Origin of the sequence: Thermopolyspora flexuosa (genome assembly GCF_006716785.1) — a bacterium.
GTDB lineage: Bacteria > Actinomycetota > Actinomycetes > Streptosporangiales > Streptosporangiaceae > Thermopolyspora > Thermopolyspora flexuosa.
Genome location: NZ_VFPQ01000001.1, coordinates 3,701,153 through 3,721,535, shown reverse-complemented (window position 1 = coordinate 3,721,535; position 20,383 = coordinate 3,701,153). Strand labels below are relative to the sequence as shown.

At 72.9% G+C, this 20,383-nt stretch carries 19 protein-coding genes; 14 read left to right on the top strand and 5 right to left on the bottom strand.

The annotated features are described in order from the left end of the window. Nucleotides 1-104 precede the first annotated feature (104 nt). The gene (locus FHX40_RS15755; RefSeq protein ID WP_142260333.1) at nt 105-1,847 is read left to right on the top strand and encodes a proline--tRNA ligase; all 1,743 of its coding nucleotides are present in this window, start codon (nt 105-107) and stop codon (nt 1,845-1,847) included. 141 nt (nt 1,848-1,988) lie between these two features. On the opposite strand, the gene FHX40_RS15750 is transcribed toward FHX40_RS15755, so the two are convergent. After that, on the bottom strand, nt 1,989-2,396 hold the full coding sequence (locus FHX40_RS15750) for a ferritin-like domain-containing protein (RefSeq protein WP_142260332.1): 408 nt from the start codon (nt 2,394-2,396) through the stop codon (nt 1,989-1,991). Nucleotides 2,397-2,424: 28 nt separating this feature from the next. After that, nucleotides 2,425-3,024 (bottom strand): hypothetical protein, encoded by a 600-nt coding sequence (locus FHX40_RS15745; RefSeq protein WP_142260331.1) that lies wholly within the window; start codon nt 3,022-3,024, stop codon nt 2,425-2,427. Nucleotides 3,025-3,271: 247 nt separating this feature from the next. On the opposite strand from FHX40_RS15745, the gene rimP reads away from it, so the two are divergent. The 13 genes from rimP to dapB all read left to right on the top strand — a co-directional run bounded on the left by rimP (nt 3,272) and on the right by dapB (nt 17,901). Beyond that, a complete protein-coding gene (rimP, locus tag FHX40_RS15740) occupies nt 3,272-3,781 on the top strand; it encodes a ribosome maturation factor RimP (RefSeq protein WP_142260330.1) in 510 nt (169 codons plus the stop codon). Between the two features lie 23 nt (nt 3,782-3,804). Next, nucleotides 3,805-4,818, top strand: coding sequence for a transcription termination factor NusA (nusA, locus tag FHX40_RS15735; protein ID WP_229788418.1), 1,014 nt, complete (start codon nt 3,805-3,807; stop codon nt 4,816-4,818). Next, nucleotides 4,784-5,095 carry a YlxR family protein gene (locus FHX40_RS15730; protein WP_306465688.1) on the top strand — a complete coding sequence of 104 codons (312 nt, stop codon included), beginning with the start codon at nt 4,784-4,786 and terminating at the stop codon, nt 5,093-5,095. Before nusA ends, FHX40_RS15730 begins: the two co-directional genes overlap by 35 nt. Nucleotides 5,096-5,251: 156 nt before the next feature. Beyond that, a complete protein-coding gene (gene infB / locus FHX40_RS15725) occupies nt 5,252-8,200 on the top strand; it encodes a translation initiation factor IF-2 (protein ID WP_142260328.1) in 2,949 nt (982 codons plus the stop codon). 130 nt (nt 8,201-8,330) lie between these two features. Continuing rightward, entirely contained in the window at nt 8,331-8,687 is a 357-nt protein-coding gene (locus tag FHX40_RS15720; RefSeq protein ID WP_142260327.1) for a DUF503 domain-containing protein, read from the top strand. 33 nt (nt 8,688-8,720) lie between these two features. Beyond that, nucleotides 8,721-9,224: a 30S ribosome-binding factor RbfA gene (rbfA, locus tag FHX40_RS15715; RefSeq protein ID WP_142260326.1), complete on the top strand. Its 504-nt coding sequence runs from the start codon at nt 8,721-8,723 to the stop codon at nt 9,222-9,224. After that, complete coding sequence (locus FHX40_RS15710; protein WP_229788368.1) at nt 9,221-10,378, top strand: DHH family phosphoesterase; 1,158 nt, start codon at nt 9,221-9,223, stop codon at nt 10,376-10,378. Before rbfA ends, FHX40_RS15710 begins: the two co-directional genes overlap by 4 nt. A gap of 71 nt (nt 10,379-10,449) precedes the next feature. Then, complete coding sequence (truB, locus tag FHX40_RS15705; protein WP_142260325.1) at nt 10,450-11,352, top strand: tRNA pseudouridine(55) synthase TruB; 903 nt, start codon at nt 10,450-10,452, stop codon at nt 11,350-11,352. Nucleotides 11,353-11,573: 221 nt separating this feature from the next. Continuing rightward, a complete protein-coding gene (locus FHX40_RS15700; RefSeq protein ID WP_142260324.1) occupies nt 11,574-12,584 on the top strand; it encodes a bifunctional riboflavin kinase/FAD synthetase in 1,011 nt (336 codons plus the stop codon). Nucleotides 12,585-12,822: 238 nt separating this feature from the next. Beyond that, a complete protein-coding gene (rpsO, locus tag FHX40_RS15695; protein WP_142260323.1) occupies nt 12,823-13,092 on the top strand; it encodes a 30S ribosomal protein S15 in 270 nt (89 codons plus the stop codon). A 332-nt stretch (nt 13,093-13,424) separates the two neighbouring features. After that, a complete protein-coding gene (locus tag FHX40_RS15690) occupies nt 13,425-15,743 on the top strand; it encodes a polyribonucleotide nucleotidyltransferase (RefSeq protein ID WP_142260322.1) in 2,319 nt (772 codons plus the stop codon). A gap of 17 nt (nt 15,744-15,760) precedes the next feature. Continuing rightward, nucleotides 15,761-17,083, top strand: coding sequence for a M16 family metallopeptidase (locus FHX40_RS15685; RefSeq protein WP_229788366.1), 1,323 nt, complete (start codon nt 15,761-15,763; stop codon nt 17,081-17,083). An 80-nt stretch (nt 17,084-17,163) separates the two neighbouring features. Further along, nucleotides 17,164-17,901 carry a 4-hydroxy-tetrahydrodipicolinate reductase gene (dapB, locus tag FHX40_RS15680; RefSeq protein ID WP_142260321.1) on the top strand — a complete coding sequence of 246 codons (738 nt, stop codon included), beginning with the start codon at nt 17,164-17,166 and terminating at the stop codon, nt 17,899-17,901. Nucleotides 17,902-17,966: 65 nt separating this feature from the next. Here dapB and FHX40_RS15675 read toward each other — a convergent pair whose 3' ends face one another. From FHX40_RS15675 to FHX40_RS25855, 3 genes are all read right to left on the bottom strand, one after another. After that, nucleotides 17,967-18,836 (bottom strand): 1,4-dihydroxy-2-naphthoate polyprenyltransferase, encoded by an 870-nt coding sequence (locus FHX40_RS15675; RefSeq protein WP_142260320.1) that lies wholly within the window; start codon nt 18,834-18,836, stop codon nt 17,967-17,969. Nucleotides 18,837-19,009: 173 nt separating this feature from the next. Continuing rightward, complete coding sequence (locus tag FHX40_RS15670; protein WP_142260319.1) at nt 19,010-19,600, bottom strand: GNAT family N-acetyltransferase; 591 nt, start codon at nt 19,598-19,600, stop codon at nt 19,010-19,012. 43 nt (nt 19,601-19,643) lie between these two features. Continuing rightward, nucleotides 19,644-20,369 carry a CGNR zinc finger domain-containing protein gene (locus FHX40_RS25855; protein WP_142260318.1) on the bottom strand — a complete coding sequence of 242 codons (726 nt, stop codon included), beginning with the start codon at nt 20,367-20,369 and terminating at the stop codon, nt 19,644-19,646. Nucleotides 20,370-20,383 lie beyond the last annotated feature (14 nt).

The window sequence follows — 20,383 nt, the reverse complement described above, 5'->3', positions numbered from 1 at the left end:
GCCTCCGGCGGGATGCCGATGCCTGGCGCGAAATTCGCGGCGCGGACGTGGCCGCGGAGTCGATAGCCTTGAGACAGTCCGTCACGACCCACCGAGGAGTAGCCGTGCTGCTGCGTATGTCCACCCTGTTCCTGCGCACCCTGCGCGAGGATCCGGCGGACGCGGAGGTGCCGAGCCACAAGCTGCTGGTCCGCGCGGGGTACATCCGCCGCGTGGCCCCCGGCATCTACTCCTGGCTGCCCCTCGGCAAGCTCGTGCTGGACAACATCTCGCAGGTCGTCCGCGAGGAGATGAACCGCATCGGCGCCCAGGAGGTGCTCTTCCCGGCGCTGCTGCCGCGCGAGTACTACGAGGCCACCGGGCGCTGGACCGAGTACGGCGACACGCTGTTCCGGCTCAAGGACCGCAAGGGCGCCGACTACCTGCTCGGCCCGACGCACGAGGAGCTGTTCACCGACCTCGTCCAGCGGGAGTACTCGTCGTACAAGGACTATCCGGTCATCCTTTACCAGATCCAGACGAAGTACCGGGACGAGGCGCGTCCGCGGGCGGGCATCCTGCGCGGCCGCGAGTTCGTCATGAAGGACTCCTACTCCTTCGACCTCGACGACGACGGCCTCAAGCGCTCCTACGAGCTGCACCGCGAGGCGTACATCCGGATCTTCGACCGGCTCGGCCTCGAGTACCGCATCTGCTCGGCGATGTCCGGCGCGATGGGCGGCTCGGCCTCCGAGGAGTTCCTCGCGCCCGCCGAGAACGGCGAGGACACCTTCGTCTCCTGCCGCGAGTGCGGCTACGCGGCGAACGCCGAGGCGGTCGTCACCCCGGCGCCGCCGGAGGTCACCACCGAGCACCCGCCGCTGCAGGTGCTCGACACGCCGGACACGCCGACGATCGAGAGCCTGGTCACGTTCGTCAACGAGCGGTACGGCCTCGGCATCACCGCGGCCGACACGCTGAAGAACGTCGTGGTGAAGGTGCGCACGCCGGGCTCGGACGAGGTCGAGACCCTCGTCATCGGCGTGCCGGGCGACCGCGAGGTCGACTTCAAGCGCCTTGAGGCCGCGCTCTCGCCGGCCGTACCGGAGATCTTCGAGGCCGAGGACTTCGCCCGGCACCCGGGCCTGGTGCGCGGCTACATCGGCCCGCAGATCCTCAAGGACCTGGGCATCCGCTACCTGGTCGACCCGCGGGTGGTGCCGGGGTCGTCCTGGGTCACCGGCGCGAACGAGCCGGGCAGGCACGCCGCGAACGTGGTGGCCGGGCGCGACTTCGTCGCCGACGGCACGATCGAGGCGGCCGAGGTGCGCTCCGGCGACCCGTGCCCGCGCTGCGGCGGCGCGCTCTCGCTCGACCGCGGCATCGAGATCGGCCACATCTTCCAGCTCGGCCGCAAGTACTCCGACGCCGCCGGGCTCGACGCGCTCGGCCCGGACGGCAAGCCGATCCGCATCACCATGGGCTCGTACGGCATCGGCGTCTCCCGCCTGGTCGCGGTGCTCGCCGAGCAGGGGCACGACGAGCTCGGCCTGGTCTGGCCGCGCGAGGTCGCCCCGGCGGACGTGCACATCGTCGGCACCGGCAAGGACAACCAGGTCGAGGTCGCGGTCCGGCTCGCCGAGGAGCTCGAGGCGAAGGGCCTGCGGGTGCTCGTCGACGACCGCCCGGGCGTCTCGCCCGGCGTGAAGTTCAAGGACGCCGAGCTGCTCGGCATGCCGACCATCCTCATCGTCGGCCGCGGCCTCGCCTCCGGCGTGGTCGAGCTGCGCGACCGGGCCTCCGGCGAGCGGCAGGAGGTCCCGCTCGACGAGGCGGTCGACCGGGTCGTCGCGGCCTGCCGCGCCTGATCCGATACTGACCTGCGCCCGGGCGCCCGCGACATCGTGGGCGCCCGGCGTCGTGCCGGCGCCGCCCGCCACGACCCGCCGTGACGCAGGGCGGTGCCGCGTGAGGGGTGATCGTTGCGCGCGGCCGCGCGTCGGCCGGGCCTACTTCCAGCCGGGGAAGTCGGGGATCTGCGGGCGCCAGCGGTAGGCGCGCGTGGTGCTCTCCTGCATCGCCGTGGCGGCGAGGTCGCGGAGCGTGGCGTCGCCGACCGCGACGAGCTCCAGGTACGCGGCGGTGACCCGTTCCTCGACGAGCGCGGCGAGGCGCACGCAGTCCTCGGCGGTGCGCACCGGGAACGGCAGGTCGTAGCCCGCGGCCGGCTCGGCCGGGGTGCCGCCGCGGGCGACGATGAGCTCGCGCAGCCGGTCACGGCGCGCCCGGTGCGCGTCGAAGGCCGCGGTCGCCTCCCGGCGGTGCGTCCCGGCGGTGCGCGCGCCGACCACGCCGTAGGCGTACACCGCGGCGTGCTCGGCCTCGAGCGCCTTGCGCAGTCCTTCCAGGGCGTCCATCATCCGTCCGGCTTCGCTCGTCTCCCGGCTACTTCGACCTCGTGGCCGCCAGGGCGACCACGTGCGCGGCCTCGCACGCCCCGATGCACGCCACGAGCTGGGCCAGGGAGGGCGAGACGGTGGCGAGCTGGCGGGGCCGGGCGGCCGCCGCGGCACGCTCGGCGGCCCGCAGCCGGGCCACCGTGACCTTCGGTGCCGAGGGCGAGGGGGACGGCTCGGCGGAGCCGTCGCCGGGGTCGGCGGTGGCGACCGAGGACTGCGCGCGCGGGCTCGCCGCGGACGCGTCCGCGGACCCCGCGCCGCCCCGCCCGGCCGGCGTCGGCGACACGCCCGGCGGCAGCCGGCGCCGCAGCTCCTCCAGGTGGGCCCGGTGGCGCCGCTCGAACGGGCGCAGCGTCTCCGCGAGCTCCGGATCCGCCGCCGCGGCCTGCCGGTAGAGCGCGATGAACCGCTCCTTGCCGGCGATGAGCTCGCCGAGCAGCGCGACGTCCGGATCGGGCTGAGCGGGCCTGGCGGCGGGCGGCCGCCGCTCGGAGGAGCATCCCGCGCTCGCGAGCGCCGCGGCGGCGGCGGATCCCGCGGCCGCCCCGCGCAACAGCACCCGCCGGGTCAGGCCACGCTCGTGCACGGAATGGTCTCCTGGTGCGGTCGGTCGGTCCGGCCCACGGCGCCCCGCCGTACCTGGGCGGTGGCCCTGCGGCGGGCGTGGCGCGGGTGGGCGTGGTCATGTGCAAGACAGCATCGTACGGCGCATCACGACCCGGTCGTCCGACCCACGCTCGTTCGCCCCCCTGGTGTCGATAGGCTGGGGGCCATCGGGGCGAGGTCCGCCCTGATGGCCGTCCGCCGACGGCCGCGCGCGCATGGGAGGTCGGATGGGCAGCGAGGCTCGGCGCGACCGCCTGAGGAGGCTCATCGAGCCGGTGGTCGCTGCCGAAGGGCTCGACCTGGAGGATGTCACGATCACGCCCGCCGGGCGGCGGCGTCTGCTCCGGGTGGTCGTGGACAAGGACGGCGGTGTCGACCTGGAGCACATCGCCGAGGTGAGCCGGTTGGTGTCCAAGACGCTCGACGCCCATGACGACGCGCTGGGCTCCGGCCCGTACGTTCTCGAGGTCACCTCGCCGGGGGTCGACCGGCCGCTCACCCTGCCTCGGCACTGGCGACGGGCACGCGGCCGGCTGGTCAAGGTGGACACGGTGACCGGCGCCTCGTTCGAGGGGCGCGTGCTGGCCGCGGACGACACCGGCGCCGAGCTGAACGTCGCGGGCACCACGCGGCGGGTCGAGTACCAGGAGGTCACCCGCGCGCGGGTGCAGGTGGAGTTCCGCCGTCCCGACGACGTTGCCGAAGACGATGGCGTAGACGATGGCGACGAGGGCTAAGGGGGAGCCTTGTGGACATTGACATGAGCGTCCTGCGCGCCCTGGAGCGCGAAAAGGACATCTCCTTCGACCTGGTCGTCAAGGCGATCGAGGACGCCCTGCTGATCGCCTACTTCCGCACCGAGGGCGCGGCGCCCAAGGCACGGGCCGAGCTCGACCGGGAGACCGGCCACGTGACGATCTGGGCCGCCGAGCTCGACGAGGAGGGCCAGGTCGTCCGGGAGTACGATGACACGCCGAGCAACTTCAGCCGGATCGCGGCGACCACGGCGAAGCAGGTGATCCTCCAGCAGCTTCGCGACGCCGAGGACGAGATCAACTTCGGCGAGTTCGCCAGCCGCGAGGGCGAGCTGGTGTCCGGCGTGATCCAGCAGGGCAAGGACCCGCGCACGGTCCTGGTCGACCTCGGCAAGATCGAGGCGATCCTGCCGCACAACGAGCAGGTGCCGGGCGAGGAGTACAACCACGGCGACCGCATCCGCTGCTACGTCGTGCAGGTGAAGAAGGGCCCCAAGGGTCCCTCGGTGACCCTGTCGCGAACGCATCCCAATTTGGTCAAGAAACTGTTCGCGCTCGAGGTCCCGGAGATCGCCGAGGGCGTCGTGGAGATCGCCGCGATCGCCCGGGAGGCCGGCCACCGTACGAAGATCGCCGTACGCTCGCGCAAGCCCGGGGTGAACGCCAAGGGCGCCTGCATCGGCCCGATGGGCTCACGGGTGCGCAACGTGATGGGCGAGCTGAACGGCGAGAAGATCGACATCATAGACTGGTCGGACGACCCGGCGGAGTTCGTGGGGAATGCGCTGTCACCTGCGCGTGTTTCCCACGTTGAGGTCGTCGACGCAGGCGGCCGGGTCGCCCGGGTCACGGTGCCCGACTACCAGCTGTCGCTCGCGATCGGCAAGGAGGGGCAGAACGCCCGCCTCGCCGCGCGGCTCACCGGATGGCGCATCGACATCAGGTCCGACGCCGAGACCGCGGCGGATCAGGGTCAACCGGAGGATGCCGTCGGCCCCGCAGATGCGTCGACACGGTAAGCTGGAATATGGTGGTCAGGCAGCCCCGCTGAGAACTTGTGTGGGTTGCCGGATTCGCACGGTTAAGTCCGAGCTGCTCCGCCTGGTGGTTGTCGAGGGCAGGGTTGTCCCCGATCCACTGGGTCGGCTGCCGGGGCGGGGTGCCTCGCTGCATCCCACCCTGCGCTGTCTGGAGCTCGCCGAGCGCCGTCGGGCGTTCCCACGCGCGTTTCGCGTCACGGGTCCGCTCGACGCGACGCCCGTCAGGGCTCATCTTGAGGGGCTTGACGCCGATTAGGACCGGGTGAATGGTTACCAAGAGTGACGTAGGACGCCGAGTTGATGGGCGGGTCAGATTGTGATGAGCGCCTGATGAGTACGCGGCGATGAGTACGTGTAGGTAGAGACGGTCCGGCGCGGCGCTGCAAGCCTCCCGGACCGAGTAGGGAGTGCAGTGGCGAAGGTCCGGGTCTACGAGCTCGCCAAGGAGTTCGGAGTAGAGAGCAAGGTCGTGATGGCCAAGCTCCAGGAGATGGGCGAGTTCGTGCGTTCGGCGTCTTCGACGATCGAGGCGCCGGTGGTCCGTAAGCTTCAAGAGGCTTTCGCGGGCGGCAAGCGGCCGTCCGAAACCAAGGGCGGCGAGAAGCCGTCCCCGAAGGCGCCGCAGACGGCGGCGTCTCCCCGGCCCGGTGCGGGCGCGGGCAAGGCGGGCAACGGCGCCCCGGTGCCGACCCCGCCGCCGGCCCCCCGTCCGGGTCCCAAGCCGGGGCCGCGGCCCACGCCGCCGCGTCCCTCCGTTGCCATGCCCCAAACGCAGCAGGAACAGCCGCGTCCGGCGGCCGCGCGGCCGCAGCCCGGCGCACCCGCGGCCGGTCAGCAGGGCGGGGCCGCCACGCAGCAGCCGCGGCCGACTCCCGGCCCGCGGCCGGTGCCGCGTCCGCCGGTTCCGCGCCCGCCCGCGGCGGGCCCCGGCGGTGCCACGCCGACCGCGCCGACGCCGCGGCCTGCTCCGCCGCCGGTGCCGCGTCCGCCGGTGCCCAAGCCCGGCCCGCGCGGTCCGCGTCCGGGCAACAACCCCTTCACCTCGCAGGCCAGCGGCATGGGCCAGCCCCCGCGCCCGCGTCCGCCGCGGGACGCCGGGGGGCGTGACGCCCAGCGCCGCGACGGCGGCCAGGCGCCCATCCCGCGTCCGCCGGCCGCCCGTCCGGGCCCGGTTCCGCGTCCGGGTCCGGGTGTCGCCGGTCCGCGTCCGGCCGGTCCGCGGCCGAGCCCGTCGATGATGCCGCCGTCGCGGCCCACGCCGCCCGGCGGTCCCCGTCCCGGTGCCGCCGGTCGTCCCGGTGGCGGCGCCGGTCGTCCCGGCGGTGGTGCCGGTCGCGCCGGTGGCGGCTTCGGAGCGCCGCGCGCCGGTGGCGGCGGCCGTCCCGGTGGCGGCGGCTTCGGCGGCCGTCCGGGTGGCGGTCGCGGCCGTGGCGGTGCCGCGGGCGCGTTCGGCCGTCCCGGCGGCAAGCCGAGCAAGGGCCGCAAGTCGAAGCGGCAGCGCCGGCAGGAGTTCGACAACATGCAGGCGCCGACCATCGGCGGCGTGCAGGTACCCCGGGGCACCGGCCAGGTCCTGCGGCTGCCGCGCGGTGCCTCGCTGGCCGACTTCGCCGAGAAGATCGGCGCGAACCCGGCCTCGCTCGTGCAGATCATGCTGCACCTCGGCGAGATGGTGACCGCCACGCAGTCGGTGAGCGACGAGACCCTGCAGCTGCTGGGTGCGGAGCTCAACTACGACGTCCAGGTGGTCAGCCCCGAGGAGGAGGACCGGGAGCTGCTCGAGTCCTTCGACATCGAGTTCGGCGAGGACGAGGGCGACGAGGCCGACCTGGTGCCGCGGCCGCCGGTGGTGACCGTGATGGGTCACGTCGACCACGGTAAGACCAAGCTGCTCGACACCATCCGGAACACGAACGTCGCCGCCCGCGAGGCCGGTGGCATCACCCAGCACATCGGCGCCTACCAGGTGACCACCGAGCACGAGGGCGAGACCCGGAAGATCACCTTCATCGACACCCCGGGTCACGAGGCGTTCACCGCCATGCGTGCCCGTGGTGCCCAGGCCACCGACATCGCGGTGCTCGTGGTCGCCGCCGACGACGGTGTGAAGCCGCAGACCGTGGAGGCCCTCAACCACGCCCAGGCGGCCGAGGTGCCGATCGTGGTCGCGGTGAACAAGATCGACAAGCCGGACGCCGACCCGCACAAGGTGCGCGCCCAGCTCACCGAGTACGGGCTGGTGGCCGAGGAGTACGGTGGCTCCACGCTCTTCGTCGACATCTCGGCGAAGGAGAACATCGGCATCGACGACCTGCTCGAGGCGATCCTGCTCACCGCGGACGCCGAGCTCGACCTGCGGGCGAACCCGAACCAGGCCGCCCAGGGCCTGGCGATCGAGGCGCACCTGGACAAGGGCCGCGGCCCGGTCGCGACCGTCCTGGTGCAGCGCGGCACGCTCCGCGTCGGCGACTCGATCGTCTGCGGCGAGGCGTACGGCCGCGTCCGTGCCCTGCTCAACGACAAGGGCCAGCAGGTGCAGGAGGCCGAGCCGTCCTGCCCGGTGCAGGTCCTCGGTCTCACCTCGGTGCCGAGCGCCGGCGACAACTTCATCGTGGTGCCGGACGACCGGGTGGCCCGCCAGATCGCCCAGCAGCGGGCGGCGCGGCAGCGCAGCGCGGCCATGGCCAAGTCGAGCCGCCGCCGTACCCTCGAAGAGCTCTTCAAGGACATGGAGAAGGGCCAGCCCCGCGAGCTCAAGCTCATCATCAAGGGCGACGTCTCCGGTTCGGTCGAGGCCCTCGAGGACGCGCTGCTCAAGATCGACGTCGGCGAGGAGGTCAGCCTCCGCGTGCTGCACCGCGCGGTCGGCGCGATCACCGAGTACGACGTCAACCTCGCGATCGCCGACGAGAACGCGGTGATCATCGGCTTCAACGTGCGGCCCGAGGTGCGGGCGCGCGAGCTCGCCGAGCGCGAGGGCGTGGACATCCGGTACTACTCGATCATCTACCAGGCGATCGAGGACGTGGAGAACGCCCTCCGCGGCATGCTCAAGCCGGAGTTCGAGGAGGTCCAGCTCGGCGCCGCCGAGATCCGCGAGGTCTTCAAGGTGCCGCGCGTCGGCAACGTCGCGGGTTGTGTGGTCCGCACCGGGGTCATCACCCGGAACGCCAAGGCCCGCCTCATCCGCGACGGCGTCGTGGTCGCCGACAACCTCACGGTGCAGTCGCTGCGCCGGTTCAAGGACGACGCGACCGAGGTCCGCGAGGGCTTCGAGTGCGGTATCGGCCTCGGCTACAACGACATCAAGATCGGTGACACGATCGAGACCTTCGAGATGCGGGAGAAGCCGCGCACCTGACGCGCCGGCTCCCGCGTCCGCGGCCGACCGGACGTCACCGGACAACCGAACACCCATGGGCGGCGGTGCCGGGGATCCTCCCCGGCACCGCGGTCCATGCCGACACCGATCGTTCGTCGATCACCGACCCATGTACATAGGTGCCCTGACGTTGGACCTTCTGCTCGGGGACGTCCGGTCGCTGAAGCAGAAGCGCTCCGTGGTGCGTCCGATCATCGCGGAGGTCCGGCGCAAGTTCCCGGCCGTCGCGGTCGCCGAGACCGGCCACCTCGAGCTGCACCGGCGCGCGCAGATCGGCATCGCCGTGGTGAGCGCCACCGCGGCGAACTGCGGCGAGGTGATGGACGCGTGCGAGCGGCTGATCGCCTTTCATCCGGAGATCGAACTTCTGTCCGCGCGGCAGCGAATCTTCAATGAGCACGAGGAATCCGGGCATGAGGACGCCGACGATCCCTGGTCCGGCTCGTCGCTCGATTCGCGGCGATAGGGCGACTCACACTGATTGGGGGAGCGCGACCAGATGGACGCAGCACGTGCTCGCAGGCTCGCCGACCGCATCCGGCAGATCGTCGCCGAGATGCTGGAACGACGGATCAAGGACCCGCGGCTGGGATTCGTGACGGTCACCGACGCCCGGCTCACCGCCGACCTGCGGGACGCGACCGTCTACTACACGGTCTTCGGGTCCGACGCCGAGCGCGCCGACAGCGCCGCGGCCCTGGAGAGCGCCAAGGGCATCATCCGCTCCGAGGTGGGCAGGCGGCTCGGCCTGCGCCACACCCCGACCATCACCTTCGTGCACGACCCGCTGCCGGAGAACGCCCGGCACATCGACGAGCTGCTCGCCCAGGCGCGTGCCCGGGACGAGGAGATCGCCCGCAAGGCCCAGGGGGCCCGGCCCGCGGGCGACCCCGACCCGTACCGCAGGCCCGTCGTCTCCGACGACCTGGACGACGCCGACCAGGAGGAGGACGAGGAGGACGGCGTGGACGTGCCGGGCGGCGTGGGACGCCGGGCGAAGTGACCACGTCACCGCACACGTGGGCGGCCGCGCCCGGCGGGGCCGAGCCGGAGCAGCGGTACCGGCCCGGTACCGGCCCGGGCACCGGGTCGCGGGCCCGTCCGCAGGGGCGGCCCACGGCGGCGCGCCCCGCCCCGCCGTGGCGGCGCCCGGCCCGCGGCGGCGCGATCGACGAGCAGACCTGGCGGCGGGCCGTGGCGGCGATCGAGTCGGCCGAGGAGGTGGCGCTCGCCTGCCACGTCTCGCCCGACGGCGACGCGCTCGGCTCGATGCTCGCCCTCGGGCTCGCGCTGCGCGGCGCCGGCCGGCACGTGGTCGCCTCGTTCGGGGACCGCCACTTCGCCGTGCCCCGGCTGCTGCGCTTCCTGCCCGGGCAGGAGCTGCTCGTGGCGCCCGCCGAGTACCCTGCCGCGCCCGCCCTGATGATCACCTTCGACGTGGCCACGGTGGAGCGGCTCGGGCTGCTCGAGGACAACGCGCGCAACGCGGCCGAGCTGCTCGTCGTCGACCACCACGCGTCCAACGTGGCGGCCACCGGCTTCGGCACGCTGCGCCTGGTCGACCCGACCGCCGCCGCGACCGCGGTGCTCGCCGAGGAGCTCATCACCCGGCTCGGCCTGCCCGTCGACGAGCACATCGCCACCTGCCTGTACACCGGGCTGGTCACCGACACCGGATCGTTCCGGTACGGGGTCACCCCGGCCGTGCACGACATGGCCGGGCGGCTGGTCGCCACCGGGCTGGCCACCGACGCGATCACCCGCGCGCTGTGGGAGGGCAACCCGTTCGGCTACCTCAAGGTGCTCGCCACCGCGCTGGAGCGGGCCACCCTGGAGCCGCTCGCGGCCGAGGCGCACGGCCTGGTGTGGACCTACGTCACCCGGGACGACCGGGCCGCGGTCGCCCTGCCGTACGAGGAGGTCGAGGGGGTCATCGACGTGGTACGGCAGGCCGGCGAGGCCGACGTCGCCGTGGTGCTCAAGCAGGACGACGAGGGCCTGTGGCAGGTGTCGGCCCGGTCGAAGGGGGCGATCGACGTCGGCCGGGCCTGCGCCGCGCTCGGCGGCGGAGGCCACGCCCGGGCGGCCGGGTTCACCTCGCACCTGCCGCCCGACGACACGCTGGCCCTGCTGCGGCCGTTGCTCACCCGGATGTGACCGCCCCGCGCGGCATGCGTTCCGTCAGCGATCCGACGCCCGACCCGATCCGAAAGGTGCGATCCGTTCCGATGAAGGCGCCCACGCCCGCAAGCGGCCTGATCATCGTCGACAAGCCGGCCGGCTGGACGTCCCACGACGTGGTGAGCAAGCTGCGCCGGCTCGCCGGCACCCGCCGGGTGGGCCACGCCGGCACCCTCGACCCGATGGCGACCGGCGTGCTCGTCGTCGGCGTGGAGAAGGCGACCCGGCTGCTCGGCCACCTGGCGCTCACCGAGAAGGTGTACGACGGCACCATCCGGCTCGGGGTGTCCACCAACACCGACGACGCCGACGGCGAGGTGGTCGCGGTGACCTCGGCGGCGGGCGTCACGCCCGAGGCGGTGGCCGCGGGCGTGGCCGAGCTCACCGGCACGATCATGCAGATCCCGCCGCAGGTCAGCGCGATCAAGGTGAACGGGCAGCGGGCCTACCGGCGCGCCCGCGCCGGGGAGGAGGTCGAGCTGACCGCCCGCCCGGTGACCGTGCACTCCTTCGAGGTCACCGCCTTCCGGCCCGGCGAGGACGCCGCCACCGCGACGAAGATCGTGGACGTGGACGTGACGGTGCACTGCTCGAGCGGCACCTACATCCGCGCGCTCGCCCGCGACCTGGGGGAACGGCTCGGCGTGGGCGGCCACCTCACCTACCTGCGGCGCACCCGGGTCGGGCCGTACTCGCTGGCGCAGGCGCGCACGATCGAGCAGCTGTCCCGGTCGTGCGAGATCATGCCGATCGGCGAGGCGGTGGCCGCGGCGTTCCCGCGCCGGGAGGTGACCGCCGAGCAGGCCCGCGTGATCGCGCACGGCGGGCGGCTGCCCGCGGCCGGGCTCGGCCCCGGGCCGGTCGGGGTGTTCGCCCCGGACGGTACGCTTCTGGCATTGGTCGAGGAACGGGGCGGGCAGGCCCGGCCCCTGGCCGTCTTCGTTCCCTGACACCGCCGCGAGAAGGCCCCGGCGTCGGCCGGGGCGGGCGGTACGGCCCGCGGCAACACGAGGCCGGACGTACGCTTCCCGTGGGGAGCCCGGCCTCTGGGGGAAACGGCCCCGATGATGCGACCCTGGAGGGGAGTCGCGCGCACCCGGTGCGGGGCCGCCGACGGGAACGTGGCACGCTGGTGAGGGCCGACCGACAATCCGAAGGGAACGAGGTCAAGGTGGAGTTCTGGCACGGACTCGACGACGTGCCCGAGGGCTGGGGCAGATCCGTCGTCACGATCGGTGTGTTCGACGGAGTCCACCGCGGCCACCAGGGCATGGTGCGGCGCGCGGTCGAGATGGCGCGCAGGCTCAACCTGCCCGCGGTGGTCGTCACCTTCGACCCGCATCCGGACGAGGTGGTGCGCCCCGGCACCCAGACGCCCCGCCTCACCACCCCGCGGTACCGCGGCGAGCTGCTCGCCGAGCTCGGCGTCGACGCGGTGTGCACGCTCCCGTTCACGCTCGAGTTCTCCAAGATGTCCCCGGACGAGTTCGTGCAGTCGGTGCTCGTCGACCGGCTCAAGGTCGCGGGCCTGGTGGTGGGGGAGAATTTCCGGTTCGGCCACAAGGCGGCGGGCGACGTGGAGACGCTGCGGGAGCTGGGGGAGAAGTACGACTTCGTCGCCGAGGGTGTGCCGCTGGTGAGCAACGGTGAGACGATCTCGTCCACGCTGATCCGGGAACGGCTCGCGGCCGGGGACGTGGCGGGCGCCGCCGAGGCGCTCGGCCGCCCGCACCGGGTCGAGGGCGTGGTGGTGCGCGGCTTCCAGCGGGGCCGCGCCCTCGGCGTGCCGACCGCGAACGTCGAGCCGCCGGAGCGGACCGCGATCCCGGCCGACGGCGTCTACGCCGGGTGGCTGCAGTGCATCGAGGTGGCGGGCATCCCGCCCGCGTACCCGGGGGAGCGCTGGCCGGCGGCGATCTCGGTGGGCACCAACCCCACCTTCGCCGGGGTGGAGCGCACCGTCGAGGCGCACGCGCTCGACCGCGACGACCTCGACCTGTACGGCGCGCACGTCGCCGTCGACTTCGGCTACCGGCTGCGCGACAACCTCAGGTTCGACAGCGTGGAGGCGCTGATCGAGCAGATGCGGCGGGACATCGAGCGCACCCGCGAGCTCACCGCGCAGCCCGGCGCCCGGTCCGGCACTGAGTCCGGCACTGAGTCCGGCACGGCCGAGCGCTGACCCGCCGCCGGAACCGCAAGATCGGCGGTGTGGCGGGAGATCGACGGCAAGCTTCGCGGCGATCCCGGGGCGATCGGTAAGATGCTGCCGGGTGTGGCAGGATGGTAGCCTTGCATGTCGGCTGTGCAACGGCGCGTCCTGCGCCGTCCGCCGACTCCCGGTCGGCGACTGTAGGCACACACGGTCGTTCGACGGTCATCGTGTGTTCTGGTGTGCCCATAGAGGACTAAGGAGAGCCGTGTCGCTCGACACCGCCACGAAGAAGAAGATCATTGAGGAGTTCGGCACCGGGGAGAACGACACCGGGTCGCCGGAGGTCCAGGTCGCGCTGCTGACCCGGCGCATCCAGGAGCTCACCGAGCACCTCAAGGTGCACAAGCACGACCACCACAGCCGCCGCGGTCTGCTGCTGCTGGTCGGCCGGCGCCGCCGGCTGCTGAAGTACCTGCAGTCGCGGGACATCGAGCGGTATCGGTCGCTGATCGAGCGGCTTGGCCTGCGCCGATAGAGTGGCCAAGGGGGCGGCGGTCGGGTCGCCCCCTCACTCGTATCCGGTCAAATACCGGTCTGGTGTGGGTCCACGGCGCGTCGCGCCCGTTAAATGACCCACTTTTTGAGCAGACTGGGCCGTAGGGACAACACAACTGAACAGACAGTGCCCCGCGTCCGCGCTGGCGCGTTCCCGCGGAGTCGGAGGGCCGGTCCTCGGTAGTGGCCTCCGGATGGTCACGGCTACCGCCGTACAGACCGGGTGCTTCGATCGAAGACCGGCGCTGCACTTGACGGGGAGCAGGCGAGTGCGCCGGGCGCGGGGAGACCAACCCGAGAAGGAGGTCCCCCGTGGAGGGAGTCCACACCACAGAGGCCGTCATCGACAACGGCTCCTTCGGCACGCGCGTCGTCCGGTTCGAGACCGGACGGCTCGCCCGCCAGGCGGCGGGAAGCGCGGTCGCCTACCTCGACGACGAGACCATGGTGCTGTCCGCCACCACGGTCTCCAAGCAGCCCAAGGAGGCGCTCGACTTCTTCCCGCTCACCGTCGACGTCGAGGAGCGGATGTACGCCGCGGGCCGCATCCCCGGCTCGTTCTTCCGCCGTGAGGGCCGGCCGTCCGAGGACGCGATCCTCACCTGCCGGCTGATCGACCGGCCGCTGCGGCCGAGCTTCGCCAAGGGCCTGCGCAACGAGATCCAGATCATCGCGACGATCCTCGCGCTCCACCCCGACCACCTGTACGACGTGGTGGCGATCAACGCCGCGTCGATGTCGACCCAGCTCGCGGGCCTGCCGTTCTCCGGCCCGATCGGCGGGGTGCGCGTGGCGCTGATCGAGGGCCAGTGGGTGGCGTTCCCGACCCACAGCGAGCTGGAGCGGGCGACGTTCGACATGGTCGTCGCGGGCCGGGTGCTCGAGGACGGCGACGTCGCGATCATGATGGTGGAGGCGGAGTCCACCAAGAACACGCTGCAGCTCATCGAGGAGGGCGGGACCCCGCCGGACGAGCAGCGGGTCGCCGAGGGCCTCGAGGCCGCCAAGCCGTTCATCAAGGTGCTGTGCGACGCGCAGACCCGGCTCGCCGAGGTGGCCGGCAAGGAGCCGGTCGAGTACCCGCTGTTCATCGACTACCACGAGGACGCCTACGAGGCGGTCGTGAACGCGGTCCGCAGCGAGCTCGCCGCGGCGCTCACCATCCCCTCCAAGCAGGAGCGGGAGGCCGAGCTGGAGCGGGTCCGGGCGCTCGCCGCGGAGAAGCTGCTCGCCGACTTCGAGGGCCGGGAGAAGGAGATCGCCGCCGCGTTCCGGGCGCTCACCAAGAAGCTCATCCGCGAGCGGATCATCAACGAGGGCGTGCGCATCGACGGCCGCGGGCCCAAGGACATCCGGCAGCTCAACGCCGAGGTGCACGTGGTGCCGCGGGTGCACGGCTCGGCGCTGTTCGAGCGCGGTGAGACCCAGATCCTCGGCATCACCACGCTCAACATGCTCCGCATGGAGCAGATGATCGACTCGCTCAGCCCCGAGCGCACCAAGCGCTACATGCACAACTACAACATGCCGCCGTACTCGACCGGCGAGACCGGCCGGGTGGGCTCGCCGAAGCGGCGGGAGATCGGGCACGGCGCGCTCGCCGAGCGGGCGCTCATCCCCGTGCTGCCGTCGCGCGAGGAGTTCCCGTACGCGATCCGGCAGGTCTCCGAGGCGCTCGGGTCGAACGGCTCGACCTCGATGGGCTCGGTGTGCGCGTCCACGATGTCGCTGCTCGACGCCGGTGTGCCGCTGAAGGACATGGTCGCCGGCATCGCGATGGGCCTCATCTACGAGAACGGCCAGTACGTCACGCTCACCGACATCCTCGGCGCCGAGGACGCGTTCGGTGACATGGACTTCAAGGTCGCCGGCACCCGGGACATCATCACCGCGCTGCAGCTCGACACCAAGCTCGACGGCATCCCGGCCGAGGTGCTCGCGGGCGCGCTCAAGCAGGCGAAGGCGGCCCGGCTGGCGATCCTCGACGTGATGCGCGAGGCGATCGACGCCCCGGCCGAGATGAACCCGACCGCGCCGCGGATCATCACGATCAAGGTCCCGGTCGACAAGATCGGCGAGGTCATCGGCCCGAAGGGCAAGATGATCAACCAGATCCAGGACGAGACCGGCGCCGAGATCACCATCGAGGACGACGGCACCATCTACATCGGCGCCACCGACGGCCCGTCCGCCGAGGCCGCCCGGGCGGCGATCAACGCGATCGCCAACCCGCACATGCCCGAGGTCGGCGAGCGCTACCTCGGCACCGTCGTCAAGATCGCCGCGTTCGGCGCGTTCGTCTCGCTGCTGCCGGGCAAGGACGGCCTGCTGCACGTCTCGCAGATCCGCAAGCTGCACGGCGGCAAGCGCATCGACAACGTCGAGGACGTGATGAGCGTCGGCGAGAAGATCCAGGTGGAGATCGCCGAGATCGACCCGCGCGGCAAGCTCTCCCTCGTCCCGGTCGAGGTGATCGAGGCCGAGGCGAAGAAGGCCAAGGAGAAGGAAGCGGCGAAGGCCGGCGCGGCCGCGAAGGCGGGCGGCGGCGGTGCCGAGCAGGGCGAGTCGTCGTCCACCGGGCGGCGGCGCCGTACCCGCTCCCGTGGCGCGCGCAACGAGGGCAACTCCTGATTGCGTCCGGCACTGACGTGAAACGACCACTGAACACGATCACTCTCCACGACGGCGAGAACGGTGCCGGGGTGGTCCGCCGCACCGTTCTCCCCGGCGGGCTCCGGGTGGTGACCGAGACCATGCCGGCCGTGCGCAGCGTCTCGGTCGGCATGTGGGTCGGCATCGGGTCGCGGGACGAGGCCCCCGAGCACATGGGGGCCACCCACTTCCTGGAGCACCTGCTGTTCAAGGGCACGCCCCGGCGGAACGCACTGGAGATCTCCGCGGCGATCGAGGGCATCGGCGGCGAGATCAACGCCTTCACCGCCAAGGAGTACACCTGCTACTACGCCCGGGTGCTCGACGAGGACCTGCCGCTCGCCATCGACGTGCTCGCCGACCTGGTGACCTCCTCGCTGATCACCCCCGAGGACGTGGAGTCCGAGCGGGCGGTGATCCTCGAGGAGATCGCCATGCACGACGACGACCCGTCCGACGTCGTGCACGAGCAGTTCTCCGCCGAGCTGTACGGCGACACGCCGATCGGGCGGCCGATCCTCGGCACGGTCAAGTCGATCAACGCGCTCACCCGGGACCGCATCGCCGAGTACTACCACCGGTTCTACCGGCCGCCGCGGACCGTGGTCTCGGTGGCGGGCGGGGTCGACCACGACCGGGTGGTCGAGCTCGTCGCCGAGGCGTACGACCGGGTGGGCGCGCTCGAGGGCGACGCGCCGCCCGCGCCGCCGCGGCTGTCCGGGCCCGGCGTGCCGTTCCGGTCCGGGGTGCGGGTGCTCGACCGGCCCACCGAGCAGGCGAACCTCGTGCTCGGCACCACCGGCCTGGCCCGCACCGACGACCGGCGGTTCGCCCTCGGGGTGCTCAACGCGGCGCTCGGCGGCGGCATGTCGTCCCGGCTCTTCCAGGAGATCCGGGAGAAGCGCGGCCTGGCCTACTCGGCGTACAGCTACACCTCCCAGTACGCGGACACCGGCCAGTTCGGCATCTACGTGGGCTGCCTGCCCTCGAAGATCGACGAGGTGCTGAAGATCTGCCGGGACGAGCTGGCCCGGGTGGTCGCCGAGGGCCTCACCGAGGAGGAGATCGTCCGCGGCAAGGGCCAGATGCGCGGCGGCCTCGTGCTCGGCCTGGAGGACACCGGCTCGCGCATGTCCCGGATCGGCAAGAGCGAGCTGGTCTACGACGGGCTCATGCCGGTCGACGAGGTGCTGCGCCGCATCGACGCGGTCACCCCCGAGGACGTCGCGGCGGTGGCCCGGGAGGTGCTCAACCGGCCGCTCACCCTCGCGGTGATCGGCCCGTACGCCGGCCGGGACTTCTCCGACTACATCGCCTGACCGCCGTCTCCGCGCGCGTCCGGCCGCCCGGGCCGGTCCCGAGCGAGCGTCCGCGGGGAAAGCGGATACGCTTGGGGCTCGTGATTCGGGTAGGTGTGCTGGGCGCGCGTGGGCGCGTCGGTGTCGAGGTCTGTAAGGCGGTCGAGGCGGCCGAGGACATGGAGCTCGTGGCCGCCGTGGACAAGGGCGATCCGCGGGAGGCGCTGACCGCGGCCGAGGTGGTGGTGGACTTCACCCACCCGGACGTGGTCATGGACAACCTCCACTGGTGCATCTCGCACGGGCTGCACGCGGTGGTGGGCACCACCGGGTTCGACGCCGAGCGGCTGGAGACGGTCCGCGGGTGGCTCCGCGAGCACGAGGGCGTCAACGTGCTGATCGCCCCGAACTTCGGCATCGGGGCGGTGCTGATGATGCACTTCGCCCAGAAGGCGGCCCGCTACTTCGACTCGGTCGAGATCGTGGAGCTGCATCACCCGAACAAGGCCGACGCGCCGTCCGGTACGGCCCGCCGTACCGCGGAGCTCGTCGCCGAGGCGCGGCGCGCGGCGGGACGGGGACCGTCGCCGGACGCGACCACCTCGGCGCTGCCCGGGGCGCGGGGCGCGGAGGTCGAGGGCGTGCGGGTGCACGCGGTACGGCTCGCCGCCCTCATCGCCCACCAGGAGGTGCTGCTCGGCGGCGAGGGCGAGACGCTGACGATCCGGCACGACACGATGAGCCGGGCGTCGTTCACGCCGGGGGTGCTGCTCGGCGTGCGGCGCATCCGTGAGCTGCCCGGCCTCACCGTCGGGCTGGAGCACCTGCTCGACCTGTAGGAACTCGACCTGTAGGAAGCGGAAGGCGCGGCTCCGGGCCCGGCGGGCGGCCCGGAGCGCTCGCATCACAGGGCCAGGCCCGCGGTGAACAGGGCGCCGAAGGCGAGCTGGACGCGGCCGGTCTGCTGCAGCGTGGTGATGAGCGCGGGCCCGACCGCGCCGGTGCGGACGGCGCGCACCGGGGCGAGGGCGAGCGGGATCGCGAGCACGGCGAGCGCGGCGAACGGCCGCCACGGCACGAGCACGAGCGCGATCGCGAACGGCAGCAGCAGGCACGCGGTGTAGAGCGTGCGGGTGCGCACGTCGCCGAGCACGACGGCCATGGTGCGCTTGCCCGCGGCCGCGTCGGTGCGCAGGTCGCGCAGGTTGTTGACCACGAGCAGCGCGCAGGAGAGCAGGCCGCAGGGCACCGCCGCGGCCACCGCCGTCCAGGGCAGCCATTCCAGCTGCACGTACGTGGTGCCGGCCACGGCGACCAGGCCGAAGAACACGAACACCGACACCTCGCCGAGGGCGCGGTAGCCGTACGGCCGGGAGCCGCCGGTGTAGAACCAGGCCGCGGCGATCGCGGCCGCGCCGACGAGCAGCAGCCACCACGCGCCGGTGGCCACCACGAGGGCGAGCCCGGCGACCGCGGCGGCGAGGAAGCACAGCATCGCCGCGCCGAACACCTCACGCGGCCGGGCGACGCCGGAGCCGACGAGCCGCAGCGGGCCGACCCGCCGGTCGTCGGTGCCGCGGACACCGTCGCTGTAGTCGTTGGCGTAGTTCACCCCGACCTGGAGCGCCAAGGCCACGAACAGGGCCGTCAGCGCCCGCCACCAGACCACTCCGCCGTAGGCGGCGGCCACTCCGGTACCGACGGCGACCGGCACGATCGCGGCGGGGAGAGTGCGCGGCCGGGCCCCCGCGAGCCACTGAGCTGGTGTCGCCAACGTCTGCCTTTCCCTGGGGTTCTGACTGCTCCCTGCAGCGTAGAACATCGTTTCGGCCGCCACCGACGGCCCCTCGGCGACCACGCCCGGCGGCCCGGCGGCATCGCGAGGTACGGCGTGCGGGTACGGCCCGGCCGGTCACCGGCCGCCGGAGGCCGCCCTGGCCGTGGGCGTCAGCTGATGTCGGTGACGAGGCGGATCATGCGGACGGGGCGGCCCATGTCGAGGATGCGCTCGGCCTCGTCCGCGGCCCAGCCGGCCGACTCGAGGAAGGCGAGCATCGGCGTGTGCTCCTCGAACACCCAGGTCACCACGCCGGTGTAGCCGTCCTCGCGCAGGTGGTCGACGGTGGCGTTGAGCAGCCGGCTGCCGTGGCCGCGCCGTACGTGGCCGGGGTCGACGAGCAGGGTGAGCAGCTCGGCGAACTTGCCGGGATCGAGGTCGGGGTCCTCGGCGGGCGCGTGCGAGGCGAGGCCGACCACGCGTTCCCGCAGCCGCCGGTTGTCCGGGGCCGTGCCGTTCGGCTCGTCCTCGTCCTCGAGTCCACGCTCGACGGCGACGAGCACCCGGTGGCGCGGCGTGGGCGGGGCGACGATCGCCTCCTCCCACTGGCGGCGCCACAACCCGCGGGCGTCCTCACCGGCCATCTGGCGCAGCGGCTCCTCGGGCAGGAAGGCGTAGGCGCAGCGCCAAGCCCGGATCTGGGTGTCCGTCACGGCGTCCACGTCCCGCGGCAGCGCGGCACGTACCCCCACCTCGGCCATCGGCACCCCCTTTCAGGGGGTAAGGGTAGCCTGCGTCCGGCGGTCACGACGGGCGTCGCCCGCCCGTGGCCCGGTGGCGGGCCCGGTAGGCGCGGGTCTTGGTGCGGTTGCCGCAGATCCGCATCGAGCACCAGGAGCGGGAGCGGTTCTTCGAGGAGTCGATGAACGCCCACTGGCAGGTGGCCTCGACGCAGACCTTGAGCCGCGGCCAGGTTCCGGCGGCGTGCGCCGCGACGATCGCCGCGGCGATCCGGGCGAGCCCGCCGCGTACCCCGGTGGCGACCGGCTCGAGCGCGGGCGCCGGCCCGTCGAGGGTGACGCGCAGCGGGAGATCGGCGAGCAGGGCCGCCAGCCCATCCGACGGCGCCGAACCCGATGCCTGGGCGGCTGCCCGGGCCGCCCGCCGGGCGCCCGTGCGGATCTCGGCGGGGGTCGGTGTGGTGGCGGCGGGAAGGCCGTCGGGCGGGTCGTGGGTCGTCTGCGGGGAGGCCGGTGCCACCGCTTCGGCGGTGGCGGCCGCGGCGTGCGCGTCCCGGCCGTGCCGGGTCCGGGTGGCACGGTCGTGGTTGCGGCGCAGCGCGGCCCGCAGCCCTTCGCGGAGCGCGACGGCGGCCGCGAGGTCCTGGGCGGTGGCGCGGTCGTGGGCGGCGACGAGGCCGCGGGCGCACAGCCACGACGCCAGCTCCTCCGGCGAGCCCAGCTCGTCGGCGTCCTTCTCGACGTCGTAGGTGTTCACGAAGTCGCGGATCAGCTCCGCGGGGTCGGTCACTTACGCCCACCTCC